Raw genomic sequence first — 11,932 nt, 5'->3', positions numbered from 1 at the left:
CACGGAGGGGGTGTCACGGGGGTGTCACACCCCCTCTGACCTGTAACTCCCTCGCCGTGACACCCGCGGTGTGACACCCCCTCCCCGCTCGTGGCGCCGCTGCGCGATCGGGTGCGCGCGCGCCCGCTTGTTGATCTTGGTTAGGCGGGCTGCAGGGCCCGCACGAACATGTAGGTGCCGGTCGCCTTGTCGTGCTCCAGCTCGCCGGCGTCGACGAGGATGCTCAGCCGCTTCTGGATCCAGGTGCGGCCGCAGCCGGTCCGGGTGAGCACCTCGGCCAGGTCGCGCGGGGCGAAGGACTCGCGGCCCGCGCGGCGCAGGCCCTCGATGGCGTCGGCCAGCACCCGCTGGGCCTGCTCCGGCGGCATCCGGTCCTTGTCGTCCTTGAAGGTCCACTCCCCGGCCGCGGGCTCGATCGGGGTGTCGATGTCGGCGGCGGCCGCCGGGTCCGGGTCGGGCGTGCGGGCGTACTCGTTGGCCACGTTCGTCACCTCGTCGTCGGTGCTGGGGTCGGTGGTCTCGATGGCGGCCGCCGACGCCGCGCCGGCGGACGAGCTGGCGGTGGCGGGCGGTGCGGCCCACCCGCCCGGACCGGCCTGCAGGTACTTGGCGGTGATCGGGTCCAGCGGACGGCCGACCGCGTGGAAGGACTCGGCGTGCTCGCGCATCTGCTCGGTGGTCCACATCGGGGTGCGCAGCGGCATCGCGATGCGGTCCTGGTCCCCGCCGGGGACGTCGATGACCGACAGGCCCGGCCGGGAGGCCCACAGCTCCGGGCGCGCCCCGGCCTCCTGCTGCGCCTCCGACAGCCCGAACGCCGCGTCCTGGGAGTTGGCCACCCCGAAGCACCAGTTGGCGAGCTGCCCGCGCACGAAGGTCGGCATCTGCGTCCAGTCCGAGCGCTGCAGCGACAGCACCACGTGGATCCCGGCCGACCGGGCGGTCCGCATGAACCGCATGAACTCCTTCATCTCCAGCTCGTCGCCGAGGGTGGGGAACTCCTCCAGCCACAGCACCAGGAAGGTCAGCCCGCATCCGGGCTCCCACTCCTTCAGGCCCTTGGCCGCCAGGTAGTCCGTGCGCGGCCGCACCACCGCGTAGAACTGCGCGAGCAGCCGCTTGGCGCCCGGCAGGTCGAGCTCCACCCGGTGCAGGCCCGGCCGCATCGGGCCGACCGTCTGCTCTCCCTTGTCCAGGTCGGCCACGAACAGCGCGCCGTCGTGGCGGGTCATCACCTCGCCGGCGAAGTTCCAGAAGCCGCCGAAGCTCTTGGCGACGCCGGTCTTGCCCATGACCTGGGTGTGGTGGTTCAGGATCACCCACTGCCCGTCCAGGCCGTCCTGGTGGACGCCGACGCGGATCGGGTCGCCCATCGAGGCGCCCGGCCGCGACGGGCCCTCATACGGGATCGGCTCGCGCATCAGCGCCGGGTTGGACCAGGTGACCTTGGCCGCGCTGGCGTCGTCCTCGTCGGCCGTCGCGGTCATCGAGCCGGGCGGCAGCCCCATCGCGCTCTCGATCGCCGCGATGCGCTTTTGCAGGTCATCGGCGGTGGTGCCGCCCTCCATCTGCGCGGTGGCGGTCACCCGCCGCGGCTGCCGGTCGATCTCCTTCAGCACCGTGCCCTTGAGGCCGGCCTTGTCGGCCGCGTTGCCGAAGACCACCTTCAGCCCGCGCCCGGCGCCGTCGCCGTCCTCGACGTCGGGCCGGATCACGGTGCGGATGTTCCAGGCCAGCGTCAGGCCGCCGCCCACCAGCAGCCCGACGTCCAGCGTCGGCGACGCGGTCGCCCCGGTGATGGTGGCCGCGGTGATCCAGGCCGAGGCCGCCGCCGTGGTCACCGTCGAGTGGCCCCGCCCCAGCTTGCCGCGTGCGTGCGAGACCGCCCAGGTCAGCGCCGTCAGCGCCGTCCCGGCCATCGTCAGCCCGGCCGTCACCCACGGCAGCACACCCGGCGCGCCCCACAGGTGGTGGGTCAGCGCCCCGGCCGGGACCAGCGCCCCGCCCATCGCCCACTGAGTGGCCAGCGGCGCGACCTTGCTCACCCCGCGCGCCACCATCCGGTCAATCGTCGCGTCCTCGATCCGGACCAGCCCGCCCGAGGTGCTGACCTTGCGTCCCATTTCTCTGCGTCCCCTTCTTTCGCTCTCGTGCGTTGTGCTTTTCGCGGCGGGTCAGTTGTCGAAGTCGAAGGAAGGCTTCTTCTTTTCGTGCTGCTCCAGCGCGGGCGCGAACTGAATCATGAAGTCCTGCCAGAGCTTCACCATCTCCACCCCGGCCCCCCGCGACAGCTCGGCCGCGCGGCGTGCGCGGTTGGCCACCCGGCGGGCCCGCCACTTCACGTCCAGGCCCATCAGCCAGGGGTTGCCCTCACCGTTGCGGATCAGGACCGCCTCCAGTTCCTGCGCGGCCCAGTCGAATTCGTAGGCGAATTCGCGGGCCAGGTCGCGCGCCTCGGTGGTGTACTGCTGCAGCGCCGAGGAGGACTTGATTTCGATCGTGGACAGAACGGGAATGCGGCTCTTAGCCACGGGATTCCTCCCCGGAATCGGAATTGTTGGGGTTGAACACCACGCCGGACAGCACCGGCGTTTCCTGCGTCGTCTCGCTCGGCGCGCGCCCGGTCCGGCGCCGCCAGTCGGCGGCGATCTGCCGCCAGGTCCAGGCCGCCGGCGGCAGCCCCAGCCGCGCCGCCACCAGCTCCAGCGGCGCCGCCAGCAGGCAGCCCGCCATCCGCGCCAGCACCCTCACCGACATCCACACGTCCGCCCAGACCTGGCGGCGCCGCGCCCGCGCGTCAGTGGTCACGTACACCCGGCGCACCGTCATGACGCCTCGATCCGGTTGGGCTCAACGCTGAAGAACAGCACCGTCGCGCGCTGCTCCCGGAACCGCTCGGGGGCGCCGGCGTACATCGCCTTGAAGACGGCCTCGCGGGTCACGGTGGCCGGGATCGGCACGGCCTTGGTCAGCGTCAGGGTCTCGACGTCGCCGGACGGGTGGGTGACCGACAGCGTCATCACCGCGAACACCTCCATCACCGCTCACCCCCGACCACGGCCAGCCGTGCGCCGTTCTCGGTGCTGCTGTCGCGGCGGGTCTTGGACACCCAGCCGACCGACCAGCCGGTCATCTCGGCGAGCTGCCGAACGCTCGCGGTGGGGGTGTTCAGGACGAGGGTGCGCGCCTCCTCCTCCGGCATCCGGTCGCCGTTCACGGCGGTGGTCGCCGGGGCGTTCACCGACCGGCCGCGACCGTTCGCGGTGGCGTTCACGCGCTGCCGTTCGCGGCGTTCACGCGCGGCCTGTTCACGGGCCTCTCGCTCGCGCTGTTCGCGCTCGGCCTGTTCACGCTCGCGCTGCTGGGCCGCCAGGTGTTCACGGCGCTCCTGCTCCGCGCGCTGCCGCTCCTGCTCGCGCTCGATGCGGGCGGCTTCCTCCCGGCGCTGCTCGGCCTCGAACTCGCGCTGCTCACGGGCCCGCTCGGCCTCGTAGGCGCGGGCCTCGCGCTCCAGCTTGGCCTCGTGCTCGCGCCGTTCACGCTCCAGCCGCTCGGCCCGCTCCAGCTCGCGTTCACGGTCCTCGCGCTCGCGCTGTTCACGCTCACGCTGCGCGCGTTCACGGGCCTCGCGCTCGGCGCGTTCGTGAACGCGCTGGCGCTCCTCCTCCTCGGCCCGTTCACGCTCGATCCGGTCGAGCGCTTTGGCGATCGCCCGGCGGTAGGCCAGACCGGCCTCTGCGGTGACGATCAGCAGCGCGGGCGCGACCGCGTGAACGGCCACCCCGACCGCCTCGCCCTTGAGCGCCGAGTCACCGATGTTCAACGCCACGGTGAACGCTCCGGTCAGCCACCGCAGCACCACCGGCCAGGCGCCGGCCTCGCCTCCGAGCCGCGAGACCGTCGAGTCCAGCCGGATCACGATGACCACGGCCGCGTCGACCACCAGCGGCAGGATCGGCGCCGTCCAGTCCCACTCGTCCGGGGTGACCCGCTCCACCAGCGGCGTCACCGTCAAGACGCTGAACAGGATCGCCCCGGCGGTGATCGCCCACGTCCCCGCGCTCAGCGTCCGCTCGGCCGCCGCGATCTGCTTAGGCGTCCAGGTCGCCAGCTTCACCGGCCGCCCTCCTTCCGGGCCGCCAGGTAGGCGTGGACACCCGCCAGCGCCGCCAGCGTCGGCCCCGACAGGGCCAGCACCACGCGCAGCGGCAGCGGCACGTCCTGGCCCTCGGCCACGGCCGCCACCACGCACCACGCACCCAGCAGGAAGAACCCCACCGCGATCGCCGCGCGCCCCGCGTCCTCCTCACGGCTGCTCATGCCGACGCCCCCTCAGCGGCCGCGTACTCGGCCAGCAGCTCGTCGAGGATGTCCCGCGCCGCCTCCCGGCGGACCAGGGCGTCATCGAACGACTCGCCCGGCAGGATCGGCGCCCACAGACCCGGCGTCATCCGGGTCGTCGCCCACACCAGCGGCGCCACCTCCAACCCGTTCGGCGCCTGTCGCACCGGAAGCGGGATGATGGACATTCGGACCAGCTCCTTTCACCTGTTGGTCCGGCGTGGCCCTGGTGCACCACCACCAGGGCCACACGCTTTCGTGACTGGCCTAGATTGCTTGCCAAGCGATCTAGGAAGATATTAAATCGACCTAGGCAGCCTGGTCAATAGACCTGCCTAGGCAGATAGGGTGAGAGGTATGCAGCCGATCGATGCAGCCGACAAGCGGCCCGCGCACGTCCAGATCTCCGCGAGCATCAGAGCCGCGATCCTCACTGGCGAGGTCGCACCCGGAACACAGCTACCGAGCACCCACGACCTTGCCGAACGCTTCGGTGTCGCACGCATGACCGTGCAGAACGCGATCCGCACCCTGAAAGAGGAGGGTTGGGTCGACAGCCGCGTGGGCTCTGGGGTTTTTGTCCGCGAGCAGGCTCGTCTTCCCACGCCAGACGACACAAAGCACCCGCTCGCCGGTGCAGCCGAATTCCTGCACGAGATGGGGCATTTGAAGCAGATCCCACGGGCTGGATGGCTGCTTCTGCGCATCGCCAACCCCGAGAGCGTGGCCGACCACTCCGCACGTGTTGGTCTCGTGGGCATCGTCCTTGCCGCCCTGGAGGGCGCCGACGTCGGGCAGACGGCAGCCATGTGCCTGCTCCATGACGCGCACGAGACGCGGATCGGCGATGTCCCGAGCGTCGGACGCGCCTACGTCCGGACCTCGGCCCCAGAGGCCGTCACCGCCCACCAGACCAGCGGCATGCCCGACGGCGTCGCCAAGACCATTCAGGGACTCGTCGCCGAGTACGAGGCTGCCGAGACCCTGGAAGCTCGCGTGGCCAAAGATGCCGACAAGATCGAGACGCTCCTCCAGGCCACTGAGTACCAAGCGCAAGGTCACCCGGCTGGGCCGTGGCAGGACACATCGATAGCTGCGTTGCGCACCGAGTCCGCCAAGAAGCTTGCGCAGGCCATCATCGCCGGCACCCCGAACGACTGGTGGTCTGCGTTCGCTGCCAGCTACCACGAGCTCCGAGCCGCCACGCGCGGCGATGCGCCCCGATGACGTCGCATCGCCCCTGCTCAGGGTCACCGCCGATACGGTCCTTGAAAGCAAAAGGGCCGGGAGCTGCACACTCCCGGCCCTGAAAAGACCCTTCCACCTGCCAAGGACAGAAAGGACGTCTCAACGATGAGCGTACCCACCCCGCCTGACAGCTTCACGCCTCGCGTGGTCCGCCCGGCCGAGATGGACTGGGTGAAGTTCGATGCCCAGTTGGCGCGTGACGGGTCGGTGGAGCCGGTGGACAAGGCGTTGTATGCCGCGCTCGCCTCGTTCGTCGACAAGGACGACCGCGACAGCAACCCGGATCCAGACGGCGACGACGTGCCGACCCGGGCGGTGCTGGCGGCCTGCATCGGCCGGTCGGTGGACACCGTGGACCGGGCGACCAAGCGCCTGGAGGAACGCGGCCTGCTGCGCGTTGAGCGCCGCCGCGACCCGAGCAACCCGCGGGCGCACCTGCCGAGCGTGTACGAGCTGTTGGACCACGAGCTGTGGGACGAGCGCGCGGCCGCGCGTGCCGAGGCCCGGCGGGCACGGCGCCAGCGCCGCCAGGAGCAGCCGCCGGCCAATCTCCCCGCGCCGGACAAGCCGGACGAGGGTGGCCGCATGGATGCGGCCAGGGGTAGCCGCACCGGTGCGGCCAGGGGTGGCCGCATGGATGCGGCCAGGGGTAGCCGCACCGGTGCGGCGGTACCTCTTCTAGTCCAGAAGATCTCTCTCTCAGAAGCGCGCGCGAGCGACGTTCCGGCACCTCGGACTGCGCCTGAAGAGGGAGAGAGAGAGACCGCTTCGCGGGATCAGGACGCGGCTGCCGTGGGCGCTGCGTGGACGGCCGGGACCGGCATGCCGCGCGTGCCCAGCAGCGAGCGCAAGATCTGCCAGGCGGCCGCCGAGTTGCTCGCCGAGGGCCACGACGCCACGCATCTGGCCTCAGTCGCCCGCTGGATGGCCACCAAGGGCTGGAGGGACCTCGGGTACGCCCTAACGGCGCCGGGCGCCCCCTCGGCGCTCTCAGTGGCTTCTGAGGGTCGTCCGCAGCGGCAGGCATGGTGCGGGAAGTGCTCCGACGAGGTCAAGCGGCAGCGCGAGGACGACGAGGGACGCCCGTACCGGTGCCCGGACTGTCACCCATTGGCCACGTCCCTTACGGCGTAAAGATTGCTGGTTGTGATGCCGTTGGGCGCGTACGGGAGACGGGTGTCCCGTACTCCCGTACCGTCCCGGGCATGACTATCTGGACAGTGACGAACCTGAAGCCGGGGACGGCCAAGACCACGAGCGCGGTGTGGTTGGCGCACGCGTTGCACGAGATGGGCCGGAAGGTGCTGCTGGTGGACGCCGATCCGGGCGGCGCCCGGTCCAAGCTGGCGCCCGAGGCGTTCGACGGGCTGGGCAGTACCGGGCGGTGGAACGCCCGCGCCGCGTTCCCGTTCGACCTCATCGACAACGCCAGCAGCTCGCTGCACAAGGTGCTGCCGGCGGTGTCGGCCGCCTACGACGTGACCGTCATCGACTCGCCGCCGATCGAGGACCACCAGGGCATCGCGGTCTCGGCGCTGCGCGTCGCCGACACCGCGGTGTTCCCGGTCGCGCCGACCACGGCCGAGGTGGACCGGATGGCGCCGGTGATGGCGGTGGTGGCCGACATCGAGCCGTTGCGCGCCACCGAGCTGACCACGTGCGTGCTGCTGAACCGGTGCGTGGCCAACGCCGCCTCCACCGGCGACGCGATCCACGCGCTGACCGGCGCGGGCCACCGGGTGCTGGCCGCCCGGATCCCGCGGCTGGAGCTGTACGCCCAGTCGCACGGCGCGCCGGTGACCGCCGCCGGCACCGCCTACGCCGACGCGGCCGCCGAGGTCCTGGCGCTGCGTGGCGCGGCCGCCGGGGAGGGCCGGGCGTGAGCAGCAGTCGGCGACGCCGCCAGCGCGGCAGCATGGACGCGGCCGCCAACCGCACCGCACCACCCCCGCCGCCCGCGCGCCCCGCCGCCGCGGCGCCGTCCTCCGAGCCCGCCCCGGCCGCCGCCCCGGCCGATACGGGATCACGGGTCTCCCGTACTCCCGTAACAGCCCAAGCGGATGCGGGAGTACGGGAGCCCCGTAAGCCCGTGGTGCGAATCGCGCCGGTCAAGACCACATTCGAGCTGGATCCGGCACTGCTCCGGCGGGTGCGAGTGTGGGCCGGGCGGCGCGTGTTGCACGTCGCGCCCGTCGTCCGCGCGCTGCTGGCCGAGCTCGTCGCCGACCCCGCCACCGCCGCCCGCGTCGCCGAGCTGCTGCCCGCCGAGCACGCCCGCGCCAAGACCGGCACGCCGGTGAAGACCACCTACGACATCGCGCCTGGCCTGTACGGCGACGTGCGCGCGTGGGTGGCCGAGCACGACACCACCAACGCCGCCGTCGTCCGCGTGCTCATGCGCGAGCTGCTGGCCGGCGGAGACCTCCCCCGCCGCGTCGAGGCCCGCGCCATCGCCGCTCAGAACTGACCAGGGCCGCCGCCGGGCGCGAGCGGGCGGTGAGCGAACCGCGCCGTTAGACTCGCCGGAGTCCCTTCGGGACTCCGGCGTACCGGCCGAGTCGGCTCCCTGACCAGCGCCAACCGGGGTACCGATCGGGGTTCCAACCGGGGTACCAATCGGGGTGCCAGCTATGACCGGTACACCCTTGCCCTTGAGTCTGTGCAGGTCAGCGCATGATCTGGGCGTACCAACGGTGGCCCCGACTGCCCAGCAGGACACACCCTGCGCGTCAATAGGCGTCGGCGCAGGTCAGCGGCCGGGCGTCGACGCCGCGGTGTTGCTGCCGGCGACGCGTTGACCAGCGGCGGCGCCTATTGGACGGCCCGGCGCCGGGCCGGGGGAGCGCATAACGTCGATTAAGCGCTGGCTCAGCGGCCCCCCAGCAGGCCCCGGAGACTCCGGAATAAGAGCCCTTACCCCGGAACCTGGTGGGCGTCCTGGGCCGCACTCAGCGCCTCCGTCTCTCGCGTAGGGAACGGCGCCCCCTTGCGCCCCCGCGCTTGTCCTTTCGGGGCCGCGCCAGACGAGGACTCCACGCCCTCTCCACACGTTCGACAACGTCGACACAGACAGCCACCGCGAGAGGCGCGGGGAAGTGTGTGGCTGCCAGGACACAGACGGCGAGCAACAGGGCTGAATAGAGAAACAGCGTTACGTCCACGCTCGAACAACTTTCCGGCCCACCAGAGCGGGCCTCTTCTGGGCGCTCCGGCTTAGGGGGCGCCGCTTTTTGACATGAAGTGATCAATCACCATCTCGGAGTATATCCTCTGACCTGCGGGTTTGGTCATTGTCGAGGCGATCTCTGTGGCGCCGAAGACTTCCTCAGGAAATCACGAGAAATGGCGCCATCGTGCCCCTGGAGAAGGGCCCTGCTTCCGGGGTGTTGCCCGGGTTTGTTAAGGGGGCCGTACGTCATGTCATCGGTGTATGTGAAGGCGTTGACGTACGCGCCTGGTCGGCATCCGGTCGTGGGCAAACGGTCCGCGCGACGGTCCGCACCTCAGGCCGCGCGAGGGTCCGCGCGAGATTCCGGTGCAAGCGGGCTCGTCCCAGGCCAGCGCAGCGCGGGCAAGGATCCGGCGGTGCCGACATGTTCTCTGGCCAGCGGCAACGGCCCTGGATGAGAACTTTCTGTACGTCTTCAAGGGCGCCCGCTGCGCGGCCGCCGTGGACGTCGCCGGCCACCGGGCGTGCGGCCTCTCCGGGCCGGTCCCGGCGCCCGGCAACGTCCACCAAGCGCTCGTTGCCGAAAGACCTCTAGAGGTTGCGGGCGTCCCCCCTCGAACCCCCGGCCACGGGCCCGGAACGAGGCCGTCCCATGCTGCCCCGCTAGCCGATAGAGCCCAGGTCACCACGCCGATGAGGGTCTAGAGGTGCCGCTAGACCTAGCGGGACGTCCCGCTAGAGATCCCAGGACCGCTAGGACGCCCCCGGGCGGGTAGCGGCAGCGGCGGCAGGGGGCCGGTGATGCCCTCAGCGGCAGGTTCCACGGTCCTCGGCGACATCGGCGCTACCCGCTACCCCATCGGCAACGGCGCTGGTCACCATGCCGATGAGTGGTAGCGGCACCCGGTAGCGCAGCCGCTACCGGTAGCGGGGCCGGCCGCTACCCGTAGAGGCACGCGAGGCGTTGCCGAATTGGGCCGTTTGGGATCAAGGGCGGCGGCCTGGCGGCCGCCGCGGCGCCGGGCGGATCGGCTGGGCCGGGCGTGCGGCCTGGGGGCCGGTCCCGGCCCGGCCGCCCTCCCGGCGCCGTTGCCGAAACCTCCGCGAGGCTCTCTGAGCGCCCTACGGGACTACGGGCCTCCCGTACTCCCGTGGGTCGCGCGCCGGGCGCCAAACCGCGGGAGCAAGATGTGAGATCAGTCAGACTGATCTCGTTCAGGGTTCCGCCGACCAGGGCGGGGCGCTCCGCTGGGGAAGGGGACGAGGTTGGTCGAGCGACGCGACCGGCGAGGCCGGACGGTGACCGCAGCCGGCACCGGAGCGCGGCGTCTGGAGCGCGCTCCCGGCGGCCGCCCGCACACGGTGACGGTGCGGCTCACCGACGCCGAGTACGACACCGTCACCGCCCGCGCGGAGGCGCTGGGGATCAGCCGCCAGCGGCTCTTGGTGGAGGCCGCCACCGCCCGCCAGGTCGGCGGCGCCACCGATACCGGCGAGCTGGCGCTGACCGTGTCCGAGCGCCGCGCGCTCATCGCCGAGCTGCTGGCGGTGCGGCGGATGGTGGCCGCACTGGGAACCAACGTCAACCAGCTGGCGCGCACGGCCAACGCCACCGGGCGCCTGCCGGACGGGCTGCCCGCCACCGCCGACGCCGTGCAGCGCGCACTGGAGCGCCTACAGGAGGCCGTCGACAACCTGGCGCCGCGGCGCCGTGCCCGCGCCGGTCGGCAGCCGACCGTCGTCGACGTCGTCCAGGACCAGGACGACGAGGACGAGCGGGACGGGGACGACCTGGTCGAGGACGGCCGGAGCGACTGGGAGCGGTACGAGCTGTGAGGGCCGGTCGGGCGCCGTTATCCCAGGGGGCTCCGCCGCCCCCTGGACCCCCGCGAGGCGGAGTGCTCGAACGCCCGCCGCTGTGGGAGCGGATGCAGACCGTCCGGGCGTTCGAGCACTCCGCAGCGATCAGCCCGGCCCGCCAAGGCGGCCGTACGTCACGTCATCCAAGTACGTCATCCAGGACACGTACGCCCACCACGCCAACCGCCAAGACCCGTCCCGATCCTCCTCACCACGAACGCCACCAGGACGACCCACACACCTAGGCATTAATCAATGATCATGGTTGGGGGCGGGGTTTCGTAGCGTGCCGGCGACGGCGGCCGCGCAGACGAAAGGGCCCCGCCCGGGTCACCGGACGGGGCCCTGAGGGGCGGGCGGCTCAGAGGCCGCTCAGGTTGTCTTCGTCCCTCCTCAGAGCGTGTTCTCGATGGTTTCCAGGTCGGTGCGGGACATCGCGATCAGGTGCGCCTTGACCAGCCACAGCACCCACACCGGCTCGATGCCGGGCAGGTCGCGCCAGTCGTCGGCGGTGATCTCGCCGCGCGCATACGTCAGCGTCCGCGCGGCCAGCAGCTCCAGCTCGGCGCGCGTCGCCCACCGGACGTTGCGGAAGCTGCCCGGGTCGACCTTCAGGCGGCCGGTGACGGTGGCGCGGAACACCAGCCACTGGTGACCGTGCCCGAGCGGGCCGGGCTCGCGGCAGCACCGGTTGGCGCGGAACCCGCTGGCGTACTCGGTCAGGGCCGTGACGGTCAGGCCCACCTCCTCGGCGACCTCGGCGCGCGCCGCGCTGCGGAACGAGCTGTGCTCGTCGTAGACGTGGCCCGCCGGCCCCGCCGCGCCGGTGTCGTCGGTGCGGTCGCCGATCAGCGTCCGGCCCTGGTCATCGGTGATGACGACGCCCACCGAGTACCCGTCGCACTGCGTGGTGTCGGCCATGTCAGCGGCCCCCGCCCGTGCCGCCGCAGCCGCCGCAGGCGATGGGGCCGACCGGCGGGTTGTAGATGGTGCCGGTGCCGCCGCAGTGCGGGCACGTGGCGTGGATGATGATCTGTCGGGCAATGCGCGAGATGATGCGCATGGGTTGTCCTCCTGGTGTCGCAGGTGGGTGATCAAGGGCCGCGTCCGGGTGTTGGCGCACAGGGCGCGGCCCGCTCTTTCGTGGTCTGTGAGGTCCTCCCTTCCTGGGGTGTCACACCGGGTGTCACGGAGGGGGTGTCACGGGGGTGTCACACCCCCTCTGACCTGTAACTCCCTCGCCGTGACACCCGCGGTGTGACACCCCCTCCCCGCTCGTGGCGCCGCTGCGCGATCGGGTGCGCGCGCGCCCGC

Annotated in this window: 14 protein-coding genes; 5 read left to right on the top strand and 9 right to left on the bottom strand. The window is 71.7% G+C overall.

Features of this window, described 5'->3' with window-relative positions:
* Positions 1–140: 140 nt before the first annotated feature.
* From ACA361_RS42140 to ACA361_RS42110, 7 genes are read right to left on the bottom strand one after another with little or no spacing between them, the layout of a single operon-like run.
* Complete coding sequence (locus ACA361_RS42140; RefSeq protein WP_375020778.1) at positions 141–2,123, bottom strand: hypothetical protein; 1,983 nt, start codon at positions 2,121–2,123, stop codon at positions 141–143.
* A 51-nt stretch (positions 2,124–2,174) separates the two neighbouring features.
* Positions 2,175–2,531: a hypothetical protein gene (locus tag ACA361_RS42135; protein ID WP_375020777.1), complete on the bottom strand. Its 357-nt coding sequence runs from the start codon at positions 2,529–2,531 to the stop codon at positions 2,175–2,177.
* Positions 2,524–2,829, bottom strand: coding sequence for a hypothetical protein (locus ACA361_RS42130; protein WP_375020776.1), 306 nt, complete (start codon positions 2,827–2,829; stop codon positions 2,524–2,526). Before ACA361_RS42130 ends, ACA361_RS42135 begins: the two co-directional genes overlap by 8 nt.
* On the bottom strand, positions 2,826–3,038 hold the full coding sequence (locus tag ACA361_RS42125; RefSeq protein ID WP_375020775.1) for a hypothetical protein: 213 nt from the start codon (positions 3,036–3,038) through the stop codon (positions 2,826–2,828). The genes ACA361_RS42130 and ACA361_RS42125 overlap by 4 nt, the downstream gene beginning before the upstream one ends.
* Entirely contained in the window at positions 3,038–4,117 is a 1,080-nt protein-coding gene (locus tag ACA361_RS42120) for a hypothetical protein (RefSeq protein ID WP_375020774.1), read from the bottom strand. The genes ACA361_RS42125 and ACA361_RS42120 overlap by 1 nt, the downstream gene beginning before the upstream one ends.
* Complete coding sequence (locus tag ACA361_RS42115) at positions 4,114–4,320, bottom strand: hypothetical protein (protein ID WP_375020773.1); 207 nt, start codon at positions 4,318–4,320, stop codon at positions 4,114–4,116. The genes ACA361_RS42120 and ACA361_RS42115 overlap by 4 nt, the downstream gene beginning before the upstream one ends.
* The gene (locus ACA361_RS42110; protein WP_375020772.1) at positions 4,317–4,529 is read right to left on the bottom strand and encodes a hypothetical protein; all 213 of its coding nucleotides are present in this window, start codon (positions 4,527–4,529) and stop codon (positions 4,317–4,319) included. Before ACA361_RS42110 ends, ACA361_RS42115 begins: the two co-directional genes overlap by 4 nt.
* Before the next feature lie 169 nt (positions 4,530–4,698).
* On the opposite strand from ACA361_RS42110, the gene ACA361_RS42105 reads away from it, so the two are divergent.
* From ACA361_RS42105 to mobC, 5 genes are all read left to right on the top strand, one after another.
* The gene (locus ACA361_RS42105; protein ID WP_375020771.1) at positions 4,699–5,568 is read left to right on the top strand and encodes an HD domain-containing protein; all 870 of its coding nucleotides are present in this window, start codon (positions 4,699–4,701) and stop codon (positions 5,566–5,568) included.
* 126 nt (positions 5,569–5,694) lie between these two features.
* Complete coding sequence (locus tag ACA361_RS42100) at positions 5,695–6,723, top strand: hypothetical protein (RefSeq protein WP_375020770.1); 1,029 nt, start codon at positions 5,695–5,697, stop codon at positions 6,721–6,723.
* 71 nt (positions 6,724–6,794) lie between these two features.
* Positions 6,795–7,472 (top strand): AAA family ATPase, encoded by a 678-nt coding sequence (locus ACA361_RS42095; RefSeq protein ID WP_375020769.1) that lies wholly within the window; start codon positions 6,795–6,797, stop codon positions 7,470–7,472.
* A gap of 206 nt (positions 7,473–7,678) precedes the next feature.
* A complete protein-coding gene (locus tag ACA361_RS42090; RefSeq protein ID WP_375020768.1) occupies positions 7,679–8,056 on the top strand; it encodes a hypothetical protein in 378 nt (125 codons plus the stop codon).
* Between the two features lie 1,968 nt (positions 8,057–10,024).
* Entirely contained in the window at positions 10,025–10,594 is a 570-nt protein-coding gene (gene mobC, locus ACA361_RS42085) for a plasmid mobilization relaxosome protein MobC (RefSeq protein ID WP_375020767.1), read from the top strand.
* A 417-nt stretch (positions 10,595–11,011) separates the two neighbouring features.
* Here the strand turns inward: mobC and ACA361_RS42080 are convergent, their stop codons facing one another.
* Together ACA361_RS42080 and ACA361_RS42075 are read right to left on the bottom strand one after the other, a co-directional pair.
* On the bottom strand, positions 11,012–11,539 hold the full coding sequence (locus tag ACA361_RS42080; protein ID WP_375020766.1) for an NUDIX hydrolase: 528 nt from the start codon (positions 11,537–11,539) through the stop codon (positions 11,012–11,014).
* 1 nt (position 11,540) lies between these two features.
* Positions 11,541–11,681: a hypothetical protein gene (locus ACA361_RS42075; RefSeq protein WP_375020765.1), complete on the bottom strand. Its 141-nt coding sequence runs from the start codon at positions 11,679–11,681 to the stop codon at positions 11,541–11,543.
* Positions 11,682–11,932: the final 251 nt, after the last annotated feature.

Source organism: Actinomadura sp. 21ATH (genome assembly GCF_041951345.1).
GTDB lineage: Bacteria > Actinomycetota > Actinomycetes > Streptosporangiales > Streptosporangiaceae > Spirillospora.
The sequence above is the reverse complement of the archived record's forward strand: the minus strand, read 5'-3'. Positions and strand labels throughout refer to the sequence as shown.